We start from the raw sequence: 18409 nt of genomic DNA, 5'->3' as shown, positions 1-18409 counted from the left end.
CGGGCGCTGGTGATCGACAACGCGCTTCACACCGCGACCCGGGTCCTCATCTTATACCGGATCTCCTACTTAATCCCGAACTTCCCCTCGTTGTTCGCCGTCACGCTGGTGTTCGGCTCGATCTTCAGCAACAACTTCGGGCTGCTGAACGCCTTCCTGGAATCCATCGGCGTCGGCAAGATCGAGTGGCTGACGCAGCCGTGGGGGATCAAGATCGCGATCGCCACCATCGTCACCTGGCGCTGGGTCGGCTACAACGCGATCATCTATCTCGCGGGCCTGCAGGCCATCTCGGCCGACGTCTACGAGGCCGCCAAGGTGGACGGCGCGAGTCCCCGGCAGACCTTCTGGCGGATCACCGTCCCGATGCTGCGGCCGGTCATCCTGTTCACCGCCGTCACCTCGACGATCGGCGGTCTGCAGATCTTCACCGAGTCGCGGGTGCTGTTCGGTGACACCGACAACATCGGTGGTCCGGGCGACGCCGGCCTGACGATCGTCTCGTACCTGTACCAGAGCGCGTTCATCAAGAACCAGTTCGGGTACGGAGCCGCCATCGGCTGGGCGCTGTTCATCCTGATCGTGCTGTTCAGCATCATCAACTGGCGGCTGATCGGCGGGAACGACGACGAGCGGCTGACCCGACGCGCCGCTCGGCGGGTGGAACGCCGGATCGCAGCCCAGAATGCCAAGAAGGAGGCCGCAGATGTCCATTGAGCGCATGCGCACCGTCGTCGGGCACATCGTGTTGATGCTCGGCGTCGCGGTCTCGATCTTCCCGTTCTACTGGATGCTCGTGATGGCCTCGAACACCACGACGGACATCTTCGCCTACCCACCGAAACTCGTGATCGGCTCGCACCTGTTCGAGAACATGGGCAAGGTGCTGGACGCGGTGCCGTTCTTCTCCTCGATGCTGCTCACCCTGATCGCCTCACTCGGCGTCACGGTGCTGGTGCTGTTCTTCGACTCGCTGGCCGCGTTCGCGTTCGCGAAGTACCAGTTCCCGGGCCGGAACTTCCTGTTCGCGCTGCTGCTCGCGACCTTCATGATCCCGACCCAGCTGTCGCTGGTGCCGCAGTTCGTGACGCTCGCCGAGTTCGGCTGGATCGGCTCGCTGAAGGCACTCATCATCCCGGGCGCGGCGAACGCGTTCGGCATTTTCTGGATGCGCCAGTACGCCAGCGGCGCGATCCCCGACGAACTGATCGCGGCCGCCAAGGTCGACGGCGCCGGGTTCTTCCGGCAGTACCTGACCGTCGGCCTGCCGGTGCTCCGGCCCGGCCTGGCCTTCCTCGGCATCTTCACCTTCATCAACGTCTGGAACGACTACCTCTGGCCGTTGATCGTGATGACGGACCCGAACCGCCTCACCCTGCAGGTCGCCCTCGACCAGCTGAACGGCATCTACGGCACCGACTACTCGATGGTGATGGCCGGTGCGTTGATGAGTGTCATCCCCCTGATCGGCGTCTTCCTGATCGGCGCGCGTTCGTTCATCGCGGACCTGGCCGCAGGCGCCATGAAGTTCTGAAATTCTGACCCAACCGACAAAACACACACGGGACTCCCTTTGACTGACCACAAGCTCCGCTGGGGCATCATCGGCACCGGCAACATCGCATCCCGCTTTGCCAGCCAGGTGCCGACGTCGCCCACCAACGAGGTCGTCGCCGTCGGCAGCCGGTCCCTCGAGTCGGCGAACGCCTTCGCCGACAAGTGGGACATCGCCAACCGGCACGGCTCGTACGAGGAACTGCTGGCCGACGAGACCGTCGACGCGGTGTACATCGCCACCCCGCACCCGATGCACGTCGAGTGGGCGATCAAGACCGCCGAGGCCGGCAAGCACGTGCTGTGCGAGAAGCCGCTCGCGATCAACCGGGCCTGGGCCGAGGCGATGATCGAGGCCGCGGTCCGCAACGACGTCTTCCTGATGGAGGCGTACATGTACCGGTGCCTGCCGCAGACCAAGCTGATCACCCAGCTGGTCCGCGACGGCGAGCTCGGCACCGTCCACCAGATCCAGGCCACCTTCGCGTTCGCCGCCGGGTACCGGCCGGAGAGCCGGATCTTCGCCGACGACCTGGCCGGCGGCGGGATCCTCGACGTCGGTGGCTACCCGGTCTCGGTCGCCCGGCTGATCGCCGGTGCGGCGACCGGGCAGCCGTTCCAGGACCCGGCCGCGGTGACCGCGGTCGGCACCGTCGGCGAGACCGGCGTCGACGAGTGGACGGTGGCGACGCTGTTCTTCGACGGCGGCGTCACGGCCCAGGTGAGCACCGGCGTACGGCTCGGTGACAAGAACCAGGTCCGGATCTACGGCAGCAAGGGCTACCTGCAGGTCGACGACCCGTGGTTCGGCGGTGACGGCAAGCCGACCCACGTGACGCTGTACAAGGTGGGGGAGGAGCCGCGGGAGATCTCCGCGGAGCCGGCCCTGATCTACACCGCCGAGGCCGAGGCCGTGCAGGCCGCGATCGCCTCCGGGGCCAAGCAGGCGCCGGAGATGACCTGGGCGGACACGCTCGGCAACCTCACCGTGCAGGACCAGTGGCGGGCCGCGATCGGGCAGCAGTACGCGAGCGAGCGGGACGACGCGACCGTCCCGACCGCGACCGGCCGCCCGCTGACCCGGCGCGACGACGCCCCGATGACCTACGGCAAGGTGGCGGGCCTGGACAAGCAGGTGTCCCGGCTCGTGATGGGCGTCGACAACCAGCAGACGCTGCCGCACGCCGCGGTCGTCTTCGACGACTTCGTCGAGCGCGGCGGTACGACGTTCGACACGGCGTACATCTATGGCGGTGGGCGCGGCGAGAAGCTGCTCGGGCAGTGGATGACGTCGCGCGGCAACCGGGACGACGTGATCGTGATCGGGAAGGGCGCGCACACGCCGTACTGCGACCCGGAGTCGATCACGCGGCAGCTGAACGAGAGCCTCGAGCGGCTGCAGACCGACCACGTCGACCTGTACCTGATGCACCGCGACAACGAGGAGATCCCGGTCGGTGAGTTCGTCGACGTCCTCGACGAGCACTTCAAGGCCGGCCGGATCAAGGCGTACGGCGGATCGAACTGGTCCACCGCCCGCTTCGACGAGGCCAACGCGTACGCCGAGGCGAACAGCAAGCAGCCGTTCACGCTGCTGAGCAACCACCTCAGCCTCGCCCGCGCGTACGACGTACCGTGGGCCGGGTGCCGGCATGTCTCCGACGACGAGTCGCAGGCGTGGCTGCGGGAGCGGCAGGTCGCGCTGTTCCCGTGGTCGAGCCAGGCACGCGGGTTCTTCACCGGGCGGGCCAAGCCGGAAGACACGTCGGACCAGGAACTGGTGCGCTGCTTCTACTCCGACGACAACTTCCGTAGGCTCGACCGGGCCCGGGAGCTGGCGGCCGCCAAGGGAGTCGAGCCGACCGCGATCGCGCTCGCGTGGTTGCTGCACCAGCCGTACCCGGTGTTCCCGCTGATCGGGCCGCGGCACGTGAGCGAGACGCGGACCTCGACACCTGGTCTGTCGGTGACGCTGACGGACGAGGAAGTGGCCTATCTCACTGCCTAGCGGACGCTGGGCAGCCGAATTGGTCGTGTGCTGACACGCATGTAACATGATCTGTCGGAGTCACGACCCTGAACACGGAGAATCATGTCTAAGAAGTGCGATGTCTGCGGCAAGCAGCCGACGTTCGGCAACAGCGTTGCCCGCCTGGGTAAGGGCGCGATGATCCGGCGGGTCAAGGCTCGTACGCCCCGCCGTTTCAACCCCAACATCCAGCCGGTCCGGGCGCTCATCAAGGGCACCCCGACCCGCATGAAGGTCTGCACGTCCTGCATCAAGGCCGGAAAGGTCCAGCGCGTCGTCGGCTGACCTTCAGCTTTACTCCGTGTAGGGCCTTCAGTAGGCGCCCGGGTTCTCCCGGGCGCCTACTCGCGTTCCCGGCCGATCTCGCGGTGCCGGGCGGGAGCTAGCGGCGCTCGGCGATCGTGGTGATCTCGTTGCGGTTGTGGTGGAGCTGGCGGGCGTGGAGTACGGCGTACTGGTCGCGGAGCACATCGAGACCGCGGCGAGCGCCGTCCAAGGGGTTCTTGCCGCCGCCCTTGAGGGTGACGATCGCGAGGCCGCCGGGGCGGAGGTGGGCGGCCGCGTCGAGCATCATGCGGGCGCTAGTCACCTGGTCCATGCGCATGTCGTTGACCACCACGTCGAACCTGACGCGGTTCGCCGCGAAGAACCGGCCGGCGGTGGTCGCCTCGTGGTGGATCCGGCGGTCGGAGCGGAGCCGTGGGTCCAGCGAGCCCGGGTCGACCGACCACACCTCCTGGCCGTGCTGCCGCAGGATGCGGGTCCAGCCGCCCGGTGAGGCGCCGAGGTCGACGGCCTTACCGCCGGCGGGCAGTTCGAGTCCGAAGGTCGCGATCGCTTCCTCCAGCTTGAACTCCGACCGCGACACCCGCTCCTCGCCGCGGGCCAGCCGCATGCGCCCACCCGGCCAGTCCGACAAGCTGTCCGCGCGCCGGTTGAGCCCGAGCAGGATCGCCTTGCGGCCCACGTAGCAGGAGACGACCAGCTCCTGACCGGAGCGCGTCACGGTCACGCCGCGGCCGGTCAACGCCTCTTCGAGCCGGTGGTAGTACGACCCGCCGGTGCCCGCATCGTCGGTCCAGGCCTGTACGGCGAGCGCCTTCGGGTACTCCGGCAGCTCGCCCAGCACCAGGTCCGCGAGCTCGTACTCCGGCGGTAGCTCCGCGAAGCTCGCGATCTCCTCCGTGAGATGCCGGACGAACATGATCCGCCCCACGTCACACGCCGCGGCGAACTCCTGGACCGAAGGACCGTCCACCCGCCCCAGATCCGCGCCGACCCGCTGGACCCGCACGTCCCGGCCGAACTCGCCCCGGATCTCGCGCACAGCCAACTCGTAACTGTCGGCCGCGGCCGAGAACAACACACTCCTGCCGCCGCTCACCCGGGAACCGTACCGAACAACACCACGTAGTCGGGTACGCAGACGCTCCCGCCCGCCTGGCGAGCCGCGTGGACCGGCCGGTGAGGGGACCACCACCCGTCCTTCGGTACGCGTTAGCCTTCCGGGCGTGGAGGAACTGACGGTCGACGTGTTGCGGGCCTGGGCCCGGACGGCGCTGGCGGAGCTGGCGCGGGCGCGGGCCGAGATCGACGAGCTGAACGTGTACCCGGTCCCGGACGGCGATACCGGCACGAACCTCTACCTGACCTGGGAGGCGGCCTGTGACGCGCTGCCGAAGGGTGAGCTGACCTTCACCGAGGCGATCCAGGCGTTCGGCCACGGCGCGCTGCTCGGCGCCCGCGGGAACTCCGGCGTGATCACCTCCCAGCTGATCCGCGCCTGCGGCCTCCGCCTCAACGAGAACCTCCCGCGTGCCCGCGCCGCGGGCGAGAACCCGCCACGCGACTCGGCCGACGGTGTGTTGGCGGATGCGCGGATGAGTGAGGCCGCGGCGTTCGCCGACGCGCTCACGTACGCCGCCGACGCCGCGTACGGCGCGGTCGCCCAGCCCGTCGAGGGCACCATGCTGACCGTTGCCCGGGCCGCCGCCACCGGTGCGATGACCGCCGCGAACGACGGCAAGACCCTCGCCGACGTCTGCCTCGCCGCGGTCGCCTCCGCCCGCCAGGCCCTCACCGAGACGACAGAGCAGCTGGACGTACTCCGGCGCGCGGGCGTCGTGGATGCCGGGGGAGCCGGCCTGGTGGTGATTCTCGGTGCGATGGAGTCGGTGCTCACCGGTCGGCACGTGCGCGTGGTGGTACCGGCTCGGGTGCAGCCCCAAGGCGAGAGCAGCGTCAGCCCCGAGGGACCCGGGTACGAAGTGATGTATCTGCTCGACGCGGGGGACGACAAGATCGCCGACTTCCGGCAGGCGCTGGCCGCGCTCGGTGACTCGGTCGTCGTGGTCGGCGGCGACGGGCTGTGGAACGTGCACGTTCACACCGACGATGTCGGCGCCGCGATCGAGCACGGCATCGACATCGGCCGCCCGCACCGGATCCGGGTCACTCATTTCGCCGATCAGGCCCACCACCACGAGCCGGCCCCGGGACGCGCCGTGATCGCGGTCGTCGCCGGTGACGGGCTGGCCGATCTGTTCCGCGAGTCCGGCGCCCGGATCATCCGCGGTGGCCCCGGCCGGCGGTGCTCGACCGGTGAGCTGCTGCAGGAGATCGAGACCTCGCAGGCGCCGGAGATCGTGATCCTGCCGAACGGCTCGGACTCGATCGGGGTCGCCGAGGCCGCCGCGACCGCCGCGCGCCAGGACGGGATCCGGGTCGCCGTGATCCCGACCCGCGCGCAGGTCCAGGGCCTGGCCGCGATCGCGGTGCACGACCCGGAGCGCAGCTTCGACGACGACGTCGTTCATCTGTCGGCGGCCGCGGGGCAGACCCGGCACGGTGCGGTCACGATCGCGGTCAAGGACGCCTGGACGATGGCCGGACGGTGCCGGATCGGCGATGCGCTCGGTGTCGTCGACGGCGATTTCGCGCTGATCACCGAGGACCTCGAGTCGGCCGCGCTGAAGGTGGTCGACCGGCTGCTCGGTGGTGGAGGCGAGCTGCTCACCGTCGTCACCGGCCGGGACGCCGACCCCGGTCTGGCCGACGCGGTGGAGCGCCACGTGCGCCGGCAACGCAAAGATGTCGACGTCGTGGTGTACGACGGAGGGCAGGACAGGTACCCGCTGCTGATCGGGGTGGAATGAAGAACGACATGGACCGTAAGCTCCGCGACTTCCTCGGCGCGAAGACGGCCAAGACCTTCGCGGACGTGCTCGCCATCGAGACCGTCGGCGAGCTGCTGCGGCACTACCCGCGGCGGTACCTGAAGAAGGGCGAGCTGACCCCGTTCGACGAGCTCGAGGTCGGTGACCAGGCGACCGTCAACGGGCGGGTCAAGAAGGTCTCCGTGCGGTCGCTGGACACCAAGGCCGAGATCCCGCTGACCGACGTCCAGAAGTGGTCGCGGCGGCGGACGCTGACCAAGGTGGTGGTCACCGACGGCCGCCGGGACCTGGAGCTCGCGTTCTTCAACCAGCCCTGGCTGGCGACGAAGCTGACGCCCGGCACCGCGGCCCTGTTCTGGGGCGAGGTGACGATGTTCCGCGACATCATGCAGCTGAAGGGGCCCGGCACCGAGATCCTCGACGAGGAGGATCTGAGCGAGGCCGAGATCGAACGCCGGGCACGGCCGTTCCGCCCGCTCTACCCGGCCACCGCGAAGTTGCCGACCGCAACGATCGAGCGGTCGATCAAGATCGTCCTGGACAGCCTCGACGACCGCCTCGACGACCCGATCCCGGACCTGATCCTGCGCAACGAGAAGCTGCTCGCGCTCCCGGACGCGCTCCGCAAGGTGCACCTGCCGGACACCGAGAAGGACATCCACGACGCGCAGCAGCGGTTCCGGTTCGAGGAGGCGCTGGTGATGCAGACGATCCTCGCCCAGCGTCGCGCGGTGACCGATGCGCTGAACGCCGTACCGCGGCCGCGGGTGCAGGGCGGTCTGCTGGACGAGTTCGACGAGCGGCTGCCGTTCGAGCTCACCGAGGGGCAGGCCGAGGTGGGGGAGGAGATCTTCGCCGATCTCGCGCGCCCACATCCGATGCACCGGTTGCTGCAGGGCGAGGTCGGCTCCGGCAAGACCGTGGTCGCGCTGCGGGCGATGCTGTCCGTGGTCGACAACGGCGGCCAGGCGGCGCTGCTCGCGCCGACCGAGGTGCTGGCCGTGCAGCACCACAAGACGCTCACCAAGATGCTCGGTGACCTGGCCGAGCAGGGCATGCTCGGTGGCGCGGAACATGCCACCAAGATCGGCCTGCTGACCGGCTCGCTGAACGCGGCAGGTCGCCGTACGGCGATGCTCGACGCCGTGAGTGGCGCCGCGGGGATCGTCGTCGGGACGCACGCGCTGCTCGAGGACAAGGTGCAGTTCGCGGATCTCGGGCTGGTGGTGGTCGACGAGCAGCACCGGTTCGGTGTCGAACAGCGGGCCGCGTTGAGCGCGAAGTCCGGCGAGAACACCCCGCACGTGCTGGTGATGACCGCGACGCCGATCCCGCGGACCGTGGCGATGACGGTGTTCGGCGACCTCGCGGTCTCGACGCTCACCCAACTGCCGGCCGGCCGGTCGCCGATCCAGTCGTCGGTGGTCCCGGCGAAGGAGAAGCCGGACTGGCTGCAACGGGCCTGGACCCGGGTCCGCGAGGAGGTCGGCAAGGGCCACCAGGTGTACGTCGTGTGCCCGCGGATCGGTGACGACGTCAAGAACGCCACCGACGAGGAAGGCGAGCTCCTCGACACCGACGAAGGCGGGAAGAAACAGGCCCGGCCGCCGATCTCGGTGATCCAGGTCGCCGAGGCGCTCGGCGAGATCCTGCACGACCTGCGGGTGGAGATCCTGCACGGGCGGCTGCCGGCCGAGGAGAAGGACGCGGTGATGTCCCGGTTCGCGGCCGGGGAGGTCGACGTCCTGATCGCGACCACGGTGATCGAGGTCGGGGTCGACGTACCGAACGCCTCGACGATGGTGATCATGGACGCCGACCGCTTCGGGATCTCGCAGCTGCACCAGTTGCGTGGCCGGGTCGGGCGGGGCAAGGTGCCGGGACTGTGCCTGCTCGTCACGGATCTGTGGGCGGGATCGAAGTCGTACGGGCGGTTGGAGGCGGTCGCCTCGACCACGGACGGGTTCGAACTGTCCCGGATCGACCTGGAGACGCGGCGTGAGGGCGACGTCCTCGGCGTGGCGCAGTCCGGGCGGCGTACGAGCCTGAAGTTGCTGAGCGTGCTGCGCGACGAGGACATCATCTTCGCGGCGCGCCACGTGGCGAACTCGATCGTCTCGGTGGACGCGGACCTGGCGGAGTACCCGGCGCTGCGAGCGACTGTCCGAAACGCCCTGGAATCCGAGACGACCGAGTACTTGGAGAAGACATGACGCGGATCGTCGGCGGAGCGGTCGGTGGGCGGCGGATCGACGTACCGGCGGGGAGTGGGACGCGGCCGACGGCTGATCGGGTGCGGGAGGCGTTGTTCTCCTCGCTGGAGTCCGAGTTCGGGAGCTTCCACGGGCTGGCGGTGCTCGATCTGTACGCCGGCTCGGGAGCGATCGGGTTGGAGGCGCTGTCGCGAGGCGCCGCGCAGGCCGTGCTCGTCGAGTCGGACCGGAAGGCCGCGGAGGTGATCGCGGCGAACATCAAGGTAGTCGGGCTGCCGGGGGCCAAGTTGCTGACGCGACCGGTTGAGAAGGTTACAGCGAGTGACACTCCGGCGGTGTTCGACCTGGTGTTCGCGGACCCGCCGTACAAGCTGGAGACGGTCGAGTTGCAGGAGATCCTGGTGGATCTGGCGGCGAGCGGTTGGCTGGCCGACGACGCCGTGGTGGTCGTCGAGCGCGGCAAGCGGGAGCCGTGGGAGTGGCCGGAAGGGTTCGCCGCGCTGCGAGATCGCAAGTACGGCGAGGCGCGCCTTTGGTACGGTCACCGCCATGGCTAAGGCGGTCTTTCCAGGCACCTTCGATCCACCCACTGTCGGGCATCTCGACATCGTCACCAGGGCGGCCGCCGCCTTCGACGAGCTGATCGTCGCGACCGGGGTGAACCAGTCGAAGAACCGGCTGTTCGGGCCGGAGGAGCGCCTCGAGATGCTCACCGAGCTGGTCGCGCCGTTCCCGAACGTCCGGGTCGGCAGCTTCGAGGGCCTGGTCGTCGACTACTGCCGCGCCGAGGGCGCCGGGGTGATCGTGAAGGGGCTGCGCTCCGCGGCCGACTACGACTACGAGCTGCAGATGGCGCAGCTGAACCGGCGGATGACCGGCGTCGACACGGTGTTCCTGCCGACCGCGCCGGAGCACGCGTTCATCTCCTCGAGCTGGGTGAAGGAGATCGCCCGGCTCGGCGGCGACGTCAGTACGTTCGTGACGCCGCCCGTTCACTCGCGGTTACTGGACAAGCTCTAGTGTCCCCCCGAATTGGGTGCTACGCCGCAGAGTTGGTAATGTTGTTCATCGGTCTCGACGAGACCGAGTTCTTGCCTGCCCACGCCTGAAAGGTTTGCTCTGAGCGTCTTGGACCCGCGGTCCCCACTCGTGATCGACACCCACGAGCTGACCCGCCGCGCAGGGTCCCAACGCGAAGTCACCTTCTCAGGCCCGGCGCCGGTGGATCTCGGAATCGACGTGATCGGCGTCCCCGAAGGCGATCCGATCCAGTTCGATCTACGGCTGGAATCGGTGGTCGAAGGGGTGCTCGTCACCGGAACGGCCCGCGGCCGTCTGGTCGGGGAGTGCGCGCGGTGCCTGGTCGATATCGAGGACGAGTTCCTCGCTGACGTCCAGGAGCTGTACGTCTATCCGGAGAGCGACGCCGAGCCGGACGAGGCCAGCCGGATGGAGGGCGATCTGATCGACCTCGAGCCGGTGCTGAGGGACCAGGTGGTGCTCGCGCTACCGTTCCAGCCGTTGTGTACGGACGACTGTCCGGGTCTGTGCCCCGAGTGCGGGGTGCGCCTGGCGGACGAGCCCGGCCATCAACACCAGGATCGGACCGACCCCCGCTGGGCAGCCCTCGACGGATTGCTCCAGAACGACCAGCAGGACAACTGAACAACCGAACCGAGTCAGCCAGCCGGCCGGGTCCACCAGCCCCCGGCCGAAGCAAGGAGTCGTAACCGTGGCCGTTCCGAAGCGGAAGATGTCGCGCAGCAACACCCGCAGCCGCCGGGCCCAGTGGAAGACCACTGCCCCGTCGCTGGTCACCTGCGTGAACCCCGCCTGCCGCGCGAAGCACCTGCAGCACACCGTTTGCCCGAACTGCGGCCAGTACGGCGCCAAGGGCGAGCGTCGCCAGGTCGTCGAGAGCTAAACGGCCACCAACCCAGTGAACTCTGCCAACGAAACGGGGCTCTACGCCGAGCTGAATGAGCGGCTCGGCGTATCGCTGGCTGACGAATTGCTGGAGCACGCCTTCACCCACCGTTCGTACGCGTACGAGAACGGTGGGCTGCCGACGAACGAGCGGCTGGAGTTCCTCGGGGACTCCGTGCTCGGCGTCATCGTCACGGAGTCGCTGTTCCGAAACCACCCGGACCTGTCCGAAGGCCGACTGGCCAAGCTACGGGCCGCGGTGGTCAACATGCGTGCGCTCGCGGGTGTCGCCCGCGAGCTCAAGCTCGGCAAGTACCTGCGGCTCGGCCGCGGCGAAGAGGCCACCGGCGGCCGCGACAAGTCGTCGATCCTCGCCGACTGCGTCGAGGCGCTGATCGGTGCCGTCTACCTGGACCGCGGCTTCGAGGTCGCCGGCGGGGTCGTCCACCGGCTGTTCGACGACCTGATGGAGTCGTCGGCGCGGCTCGGGGCCGGCCTGGACTGGAAGACCTCGCTGCAGGAGCTGGTCGCCCAGCTCGGCGTCGGCGTCCCGGAGTACGTGATCGCCGAGTCCGGGCCGGACCACGCGAAGACGTTCGAGGCGCGGGTCCGGATCGGCGCCGACACGTACGGTCACGGCATCGGCCGGAGCAAGAAGGAAGCCGAGCAGCAGGCCGCCGAGACCGCCTGGAAGGCCCTGCGCGCCGCGCATCCCGACAGCGTGGACCCCTCGCAAGCCTGAAGTGCCCGAGCTACCTGAAGTAGAGGTCGTCCGGCGGGGTCTGGCCGAGTTCACCACCGGCCGGACCATCGAGACCGTCGAGGTCCTGCACCCCCGCCCGGTACGGCGTCATGCCGCCGGGCCGGAGGATTTCGTGTCTCGGCTCAAGGGCCAGGTGTTCGCCGAGCCGGCGCGGCGCGGGAAGTACCTGTGGCTGCCCTTAACCTCCGGTGACGCGGTGCTCACGCACCTCGGCATGAGCGGACAGTTCCGGGTTCAGCCGGTCGGCGCCCCGGACGAGCCGCACCTGCGGGTCCGGTTCCGGTTCGCCGACGACCGCGGAGAGGTCCGCTTTGTGGACCAGCGGATGTTCGGTGGTCTGTCGTATTCGGACGGTGGCGCGGAGCTGCCGGCCGAGATCGCCCACATCGCCCGGGACCCGTTCGATCCTCTGTTCGATCCGGTCGCGGCCGCCGCGAAGATCCGGCGCCGCCGAACCGGCCTGAAGCGGGCGCTGCTCGACCAGACCGCGGTCAGCGGGATCGGCAACATCTATGCCGACGAGGCGTTGTGGCGGGCCAAGCTGCACTACGCCCGGGCGACGGAAACGCTGAAACCCCAACAAATCAAGGCGATTCTCGACGCGGCGCACGAGGTGATGGCCGAGGCGCTGACCGTTGGTGGCACCAGCTTCGACGCGCTGTACGTCAATGTGAACGGTGAGTCCGGATACTTCGAGCGCGGTCTGAACGTCTACGGCCAGGAAGGTTCGCCGTGTCCGCGGGACGGGCGCCCGATCCGTCGCGAGCCGTTCATGAACCGTTCGTCGTACCGGTGCCCGAAATGTCAGCCCGTTCCACGGCATGTCCGCTGGTGAGCGAGGTATTGTTAACTAATGTGGCCCAGGTTGACCCGTCGGCCACGCCGGTGTCACCCTGAAAGACGGCACACACTTTTCGGCGCTCCCTCGTGACCTGGAAGCGGAGCGCGACCGGCCAGAACCCTTCCGGAGGACAGCACAATGGCCAAGGCTCTTCTAGGGCATCTTGGAGGCACTGACCCGCGCATGCTCGAGCAGGTTCGTCTGCTCAACCGGCGTGTCGCAGATCTGGAGGCGCACGTGATGCGGCTTCAGGCAGAGAACGATCATCTGGTGGCCCAGATCCATGAGGGTCGGCTGCTCACCGTCGACGAGGCTCTGCGCGCCCCCGCTTCGGTCTGACGCACGAACGAGTCACATCTCGACCGTCCGGCACTACGCTGCAGAACGGCGGTGGCCCCCGTCCGGGCCTCCGCCGCCCTTGTATCAGAGCCCACTTTCCGAGCCCTGTTGTGCTCCCAGATCTTTCGCCGGCCACTTCTGAACGGCTCGGCCTCCGCTGGATCCCGCGATTCTCTTTGTAGACTGCGAAGCGGAACACCTTCCCCCGGGTAGCGGCAGCGTCACGAACAGCTATGACGGTTCCTTCGGTATCGTCTGTCCTTTCACGGGTTGGAGAGCTTCGCCTTGTACCTGAAGAGCATGACGCTCCGGGGCTTCAAGTCGTTCGCGTCCGCGACGACGATGAACTTCGAACCAGGCATCACCTGCATCGTCGGCCCGAACGGCTCCGGGAAGTCCAACGTCGTCGACGCGCTGGCCTGGGTGATGGGTGAGCAGGGCGCCAAGTCGCTGCGCGGCGGCAAGATGGAGGACGTCATCTTCGCCGGTACCTCCGGCCGCGCCCCGCTGGGCCGCGCCGAGGTGGTGCTCACCATCGACAACACCGACGGCGCGCTGCCGATCGAGTACGCCGAGGTGACGATCAGCCGGACGATGTTCCGCAACGGCGGGTCCGACTACCAGATCAACGGCCAGAGCTGCCGGCTGCTCGACGTCCAGGAACTGCTCAGCGACTCCGGTATCGGCCGCGAGATGCACGTCATCGTCGGCCAGGGCCAGCTGGACTCGATCCTGCGCGCCACGCCGGAAGGCCGCCGCGGGTTCGTCGAGGAGGCCGCCGGGGTCCTGAAGCACCGCAAGCGCAAGGAGAAGGCGCTCCGGAAGCTCGAGGCCACCGAGGGCAACCTGAACCGGCTCGGGGACCTGATCACCGAGATCCGCCGCCAGCTGAAGCCGCTCGGGCGCCAGGCGGAGGTGGCGCGCCGGGCGGTGACGATCCAGGCGGAGGTCCGGGACGGCCGGGCCCGGTTGCTTGCCGACGACATCGTCCAGGCGCAGTCCGCGCTCGAGGCCGAGCTGCGGGACGAGGCCGCGCTCACGCAGCGCCGGACCGAGACCGAGGCGAAGCTGCGCGAGGCTCGCGAGCTGGAGGCCGAGCTGGAGGACGCGCTCCGCGAGGACGCCCCGGCGCTGCAGGCCGCGCAGGACACCTGGTACCAGTTGTCCGGCTTCGGCGAGAAGATCAAAGGTACGGCGCGGATCGCGGCGGACCGGATTCGCTCGCTGAACGACGAGGCCGAGGAGCCGCGCCCGGGCCGTGACCCCGAGGAACTCGAGCTGGAGGCCGCCCGGGTCCGCGAGACCGAGGCTCAGATCGAGGCCGAGGTCGAGGCGCACTCCGAGCTGCTCGCCGAGTCGGTCGAGCGCCGCCAGCAGCTGGAATCGCAGGAGGCCGAGGAGGAGCGCCGGATCTCCGCGTTGATCCGGGCCGCGGCCGACCGCCGCGAAGGCCTGGCCCGGCTGACCGGCCAGGTGAACGCGCTGCAGAGCCGCGCGGCCGCCGCCGAATCCGAGATCGGCCGCCTCGCTAGCAACCGGAGCGAGGCCGAGCAGCGGGCCGCCAAGGCCCAGCACGATTTCACCGCTCTGGAGACCCAGGTTGCCGGGCTGGACGCCGGCGAGAAGGGGCTCGACGACCAGTACGAGGCCGCGCAGGCGGTGCTCGACGAGATGGACGAGCGGCTGAAGAAGCTGCGCGCCGAGGAACGGGACGCGGAGCGTGAGCGCACCGGTCTGGCCGCCCGCAAGGAAGCCCTTGAGCTCGGCCTGAACCGCAAGGACGGCGCCGGCGCCCTGCTGGCCGCCTCCGAGCAGATCAACGGCCTGATGGGTTCCGTCGCGGCGCTGCTGAGCGTCCGCTCCGGCTACGAGACCGCGATCGCCGCGGCGCTCGGCGAGGCCGCCGACGCGGTCGCCGTCACCCACACCGACGCCGCGTTGCACGCCGTCGATCACCTCAAGCAGCACGACCTGGGTCGTGCCGGGATGCTGCTCGGCGACGCGCCGGCCGAGGACTATGCCGCCTGGCCGGCCTTGCCCTACGGAGCGTCGTACGCCGTCGACGTCGTGGACTGCCCCGAGACGCTGCGTCCCGCTCTGCGGCGGCTGTTGCGCAAGGTCGCGGTCGTCGACGACGTGGACGCGGCGCGGTCGCTGGTGCGGAACCTGCCCGACGTCACGTGTACGACGCGCGCGGGCGACGTACTCGGGGCGCATTTCGCGTACGGCGGGTCGGATGCGGCACCGAGCCTGATCGAGGTGCAGTCCGCGGTCGACGAGGCGGCGGAGAAGCTCACCGAGGCGACGGCGCGCAGCGAGCGGCTGCGCTTCGAGCTGCAGGGGCTCGAGGACGAGCGGACCCGGCAGAAGGAGTCCGTCGAGATCACGCTGGCCCGGCTGCACGAGTCCGACGCGGCGATGGCTGCCGTCGCCGAGCAGCTGGCGCACTTCGGGTCGCTGGCGAAGGCGTCGCGTGGTGAGGCCGAGCGGATGGCCGGGGCGATCGCGGCGGCCGAGGAGGAGCGGGACAAGAACCTGTCCGGCCTGGCCGAGCTCGAAGAACGGCTGATGGACGCCGAGGCGTTCGACGAGGACGGCGACGAGCCGGACACCTCGCAACGCGACCGGCTGGCCGAGGAGGCCAAGGCAGGTCGGGCGGCCGAGATGGAGGCGCGGCTGGCGCTGCGGACCACCGAGGAGCGGGCCCGGGCGCTGTCCGGTCGTGCCGACTCGCTGGAGCGCGCGGCCCGGCAGGAGCGCGAGGCGCGGGCGCGGTCGATCGCGCGGGCGGCCCGGCGGGCGCGGCAGGCGGAAGCGGCGAACGCCGTACATCTGGCTGCTGGTCACGTGCTGGCGCGGCTGGAGTCCTCGCTGAAGCTGGCGGCGACCGAGCGGGCGGAGATCCAGGCGCAGCGGGCCGACCGGGAGCAGGCGCTGTCGCAGGCCCGGTCCGCGACCCGGAACCTGAGCTCCGAGCTGGAGCAGCTCACCAACACCGTGCACCGGGACGCGCTGGCGCGGGCCGAGCAGAAGATGCGGCTCGAGCAGCTGTACGAGAAGGCGCTCGGCGAGCTCGGGATCGAAGTCGACGCGCTGGTCACGGAGTACGGACCGGACCAGCTGGTGCCGCCGCTGCCGACAACGCCATCAGGTGACGACACGCTGGAGCTCGAGGGTGAGCCGTTCAACCGGACGAAGGTCGAGAAGCGGCTCAAGCAGGCCGAGCGGGCGCTGAACCAGCTGGGCAAGATCAACCCGCTGGCGCTCGAGGAGTTCGAGGCGATGGAGGAGCGGCACCGCTTCCTCTCGGAGCAGCTCGACGACCTGAAGAAGTCCCGCCGCGACCTGATGGACATCGTCAAGGAGGTCGACGAGCGGGTCGAGCAGGTCTTCACCGAGGCGTACCGGGACGTGGAGGTCGCGTTCGAGCACGTCTTCAGCCGGCTGTTCCCGGGTGGTGAGGGCCGGCTGGTGCTGACCGACCCGGACGACATGCTGGCCACCGGTATCGACGTCGAGGCCCGCCCGCCCGGCAAGAAGGTCAAGCGGCTGTCGCTGCTGTCCGGTGGTGAGCGCTCGCTGGTCGCGGTCGCGTTCCTGGTCGCGCTGTTCAAGGCCCGGCCGTCGCCGTTCTACATCCTCGACGAGGTCGAGGCGGCACTCGACGACACCAACCTCGGCCGGCTGCTGGAGATCTACGAGGAACTGCGCGAGAACAGCCAGCTCCTGGTGATCACCCACCAGAAGCGCACGATGGAGGTCGCCGACGCCCTGTACGGCGTCACGATGCGCGGCGACGGCGTCTCCGCCGTCATCTCCCAACGCATCCGCGAACCCGAACCGGTCTAGCCGTAGCACCGTGTGTCTCCTCGCGCTACGCTGGTGTCATGAAGGTCATCACGCAGCGCGAGTTCCGTAACAACTCTGCCGCGGTGATGGATGCCGTCGAAGCGGGCGAGACGTATCACATCACCCGGAACGGCACCGAGGTCGCCGAGCTGCGCCCGCTGGTCCGTCGGCCGCGGCCGACTGCTGCGGAGCTCGTCGCTCGGCATCGTCGGCTGCCTCGGGTCGATGCGGCCCAGCTGCGGGCCGATTCGGACGAGTTCTTCGGCACCGAGGACAGAGTGGGCGCCGACGATCCGTGGGATCGGGAGTGAGCACGGAACGGTCGGTCGGGGTCCTTGACACCTGTACCTACATCGACCTTCCGGTCCTCGAGGTCGAGGCGCTCCCGGACTATCCCGAACTGACGGCGGTCACGCTGGCCGAGCTGCATCAGGGCGTCGCGATGGCGAAGGACCCGTTCACCCGCGCGGCGCGGGCGGAGGTGCTCGGGGCTGCCGTGGCTCAGTTCGAGCCGCTGCCGTTCGACGGCGATGCTGCCGCCAGGTACGGCAGTCTGGTGGGGCTCGTGCTCTCGGCGGGCCGCGAACGGAAGCCGCGTCGGATGGATCTGATGATCGCGGCCATCGCCTCCAGCCGGGATTTGCCGTTGTACACCAGGAATCCGGCCGACTTCAAAGGTCTCGACGGTCTGCTGACGGTTCGAGCTGTGTGAGCCGCGGGCTCAGGTAGTTCTGGCTCAGGCGGTGATGGTCATCGAGGCCAGGGTGTCGGCCTGGACGTCGAAGGTGAAGTGGGACGGGCCGTTGTAGCCGTCGCCACCGACCTGGGTCAGGATCGTCAGGGGGTTGCCGGAGGTGCTGACCTCGGTGCCGGTGAAGGTGGCGTGTTTGCCGATCAGCTCGTTGTCGCTCCAGGAGCGGATCCGGTCGTGGCCGCGGAACTGCCGGCCCCAGTCGTCCACGTAGCCGTCCGCGGCGAACGCCGCCACGAAGGCGTCGTTGTCCTGGGCGTCGATCGCGTCGAGCGCGCGCTGTACTGCGGCGGGGATTTCTTGGCTCATGCCGGCGACGATAGCGCCCCGGTCTGAACCGATCCGTCGATCCGTACGTATGGCGGGGTGTAGGTCGGTGATCCCCGGGAGGTAGTGATGAAGCGTGTGGCGAGTGTGTTCGCCGTGGCGGTGCTCGGGGCGGCCGGCCTGACCGCCTGTGGTGGCGGCAACGGCTACTCGAGCTCGGGCTCGGGCAATTCTGCACCGGCCAGTCCGTCGGCCAGTGAACCGGCGGCAGGGACCGCGAAACTGGGCGTCGCCACCGTCGGTTCCTACGGCAAGGTCGTTGTCGACGGCAACGGACGGACCGTGTACGTGTTCGACAAGGACACCCACGGTACGTCGAACTGCTCGGGCGACTGCCTCGCGCAGTGGCCCCCGGTGCCGGCCGGCAACGGTACGGCGCAGCTCACCGGGATCGAGCCGTCGCTGATCACCACGATCACCCGCTCGGACGGCTCCAAGCAGCTGGCCATCAACGGCATGCCGCTGTACCGGTTCGCCAAGGACAGCAACGCCGGCGAGGCCAACGGCCAGGCGGTCCTCGGCCTCTGGTGGGTCGTCGCACCGAACGGCACGAAGATCACCACGCAGTCGAGTAGCTCGGGCAATGGCAACGGCTACTGATTCGAGCAGTGCTGTTCGGGTGTCGTCGTCCGCTGCTCCCG

At 69.1% G+C, this 18409-nt stretch carries 19 protein-coding genes; 17 read left to right on the top strand and 2 right to left on the bottom strand.

What is annotated here, in order from left to right; genetic code table 11:
* The 4 genes from ACWGID_RS39535 to rpmB form a co-directional block, all read left to right on the top strand.
* On the top strand, nt 1-717 hold a 717-nt coding region (locus tag ACWGID_RS39535), incomplete at its 5' end, for a carbohydrate ABC transporter permease (RefSeq protein ID WP_452204517.1).
* Nucleotides 707-1534 carry a carbohydrate ABC transporter permease gene (locus ACWGID_RS39530; protein WP_452204516.1) on the top strand — a complete coding sequence of 276 codons (828 nt, stop codon included), beginning with the start codon at nt 707-709 and terminating at the stop codon, nt 1532-1534. The genes ACWGID_RS39535 and ACWGID_RS39530, both read left to right, overlap by 11 nt.
* Nucleotides 1535-1573: 39 nt before the next feature.
* Nucleotides 1574-3562 (top strand): aldo/keto reductase, encoded by a 1989-nt coding sequence (locus ACWGID_RS39525; protein ID WP_452204515.1) that lies wholly within the window; start codon nt 1574-1576, stop codon nt 3560-3562.
* A gap of 84 nt (nt 3563-3646) precedes the next feature.
* Nucleotides 3647-3868, top strand: a complete 222-nt coding sequence (rpmB, locus tag ACWGID_RS39520; RefSeq protein ID WP_132153237.1) for a 50S ribosomal protein L28 — start codon at nt 3647-3649, stop codon at nt 3866-3868.
* Between the two features lie 97 nt (nt 3869-3965).
* On the opposite strand, the gene ACWGID_RS39515 is transcribed toward rpmB, so the two are convergent.
* Nucleotides 3966-4967 carry an SAM-dependent methyltransferase gene (locus ACWGID_RS39515; RefSeq protein WP_452204514.1) on the bottom strand — a complete coding sequence of 334 codons (1002 nt, stop codon included), beginning with the start codon at nt 4965-4967 and terminating at the stop codon, nt 3966-3968.
* A 127-nt stretch (nt 4968-5094) separates the two neighbouring features.
* Between ACWGID_RS39515 and ACWGID_RS39510 the strand changes: the two genes are divergently transcribed.
* The 12 genes from ACWGID_RS39510 to ACWGID_RS39455 all read left to right on the top strand — a co-directional run bounded on the left by ACWGID_RS39510 (nt 5095) and on the right by ACWGID_RS39455 (nt 17402).
* A complete protein-coding gene (locus ACWGID_RS39510) occupies nt 5095-6738 on the top strand; it encodes a DAK2 domain-containing protein (protein ID WP_452204513.1) in 1644 nt (547 codons plus the stop codon).
* Nucleotides 6735-8972, top strand: a complete 2238-nt coding sequence (gene recG / locus ACWGID_RS39505) for an ATP-dependent DNA helicase RecG (protein ID WP_452204512.1) — start codon at nt 6735-6737, stop codon at nt 8970-8972. The genes ACWGID_RS39510 and recG overlap by 4 nt, the downstream gene beginning before the upstream one ends.
* Entirely contained in the window at nt 8969-9529 is a 561-nt protein-coding gene (gene rsmD / locus ACWGID_RS39500) for a 16S rRNA (guanine(966)-N(2))-methyltransferase RsmD (protein ID WP_452204511.1), read from the top strand. The genes recG and rsmD overlap by 4 nt, the downstream gene beginning before the upstream one ends.
* Nucleotides 9522-9992, top strand: a complete 471-nt coding sequence (coaD, locus tag ACWGID_RS39495) for a pantetheine-phosphate adenylyltransferase (RefSeq protein WP_452204510.1) — start codon at nt 9522-9524, stop codon at nt 9990-9992. The genes rsmD and coaD overlap by 8 nt, the downstream gene beginning before the upstream one ends.
* 129 nt (nt 9993-10121) lie before the next feature.
* Nucleotides 10122-10637 (top strand): YceD family protein, encoded by a 516-nt coding sequence (locus ACWGID_RS39490; RefSeq protein ID WP_452204509.1) that lies wholly within the window; start codon nt 10122-10124, stop codon nt 10635-10637.
* A 67-nt stretch (nt 10638-10704) separates the two neighbouring features.
* Nucleotides 10705-10896, top strand: coding sequence for a 50S ribosomal protein L32 (gene rpmF / locus ACWGID_RS39485; protein ID WP_130387616.1), 192 nt, complete (start codon nt 10705-10707; stop codon nt 10894-10896).
* 15 nt (nt 10897-10911) lie between these two features.
* Entirely contained in the window at nt 10912-11640 is a 729-nt protein-coding gene (gene rnc, locus ACWGID_RS39480) for a ribonuclease III (protein WP_452204508.1), read from the top strand.
* A 1-nt stretch (nt 11641) separates the two neighbouring features.
* Nucleotides 11642-12496, top strand: coding sequence for a bifunctional DNA-formamidopyrimidine glycosylase/DNA-(apurinic or apyrimidinic site) lyase (gene mutM, locus ACWGID_RS39475; protein ID WP_452204507.1), 855 nt, complete (start codon nt 11642-11644; stop codon nt 12494-12496).
* Nucleotides 12497-12640: 144 nt separating this feature from the next.
* Complete coding sequence (locus ACWGID_RS39470) at nt 12641-12841, top strand: hypothetical protein (protein ID WP_130449173.1); 201 nt, start codon at nt 12641-12643, stop codon at nt 12839-12841.
* A 300-nt stretch (nt 12842-13141) separates the two neighbouring features.
* Nucleotides 13142-16690, top strand: coding sequence for a chromosome segregation protein SMC (gene smc, locus ACWGID_RS39465; RefSeq protein WP_452204506.1), 3549 nt, complete (start codon nt 13142-13144; stop codon nt 16688-16690).
* Nucleotides 16691-16728: 38 nt separating this feature from the next.
* Nucleotides 16729-17001: a type II toxin-antitoxin system Phd/YefM family antitoxin gene (locus ACWGID_RS39460; protein WP_452204505.1), complete on the top strand. Its 273-nt coding sequence runs from the start codon at nt 16729-16731 to the stop codon at nt 16999-17001.
* Entirely contained in the window at nt 16998-17402 is a 405-nt protein-coding gene (locus ACWGID_RS39455) for a VapC toxin family PIN domain ribonuclease (RefSeq protein WP_452204504.1), read from the top strand. The genes ACWGID_RS39460 and ACWGID_RS39455 overlap by 4 nt, the downstream gene beginning before the upstream one ends.
* 24 nt (nt 17403-17426) lie before the next feature.
* On the opposite strand, the gene ACWGID_RS39450 is transcribed toward ACWGID_RS39455, so the two are convergent.
* A complete protein-coding gene (locus ACWGID_RS39450; protein ID WP_452204503.1) occupies nt 17427-17750 on the bottom strand; it encodes a nuclear transport factor 2 family protein in 324 nt (107 codons plus the stop codon).
* Between the two features lie 87 nt (nt 17751-17837).
* Between ACWGID_RS39450 and ACWGID_RS39445 the strand changes: the two genes are divergently transcribed.
* Entirely contained in the window at nt 17838-18368 is a 531-nt protein-coding gene (locus ACWGID_RS39445; protein ID WP_452204502.1) for a COG4315 family predicted lipoprotein, read from the top strand.
* Nucleotides 18369-18409 lie beyond the last annotated feature (41 nt).

The sequence above is a fragment of the Kribbella sp. NPDC054772 genome (assembly GCF_053611945.1).
Note: the sequence above shows the minus strand (reverse complement) of the source record. Positions and strands in the feature narration are given on the sequence as shown.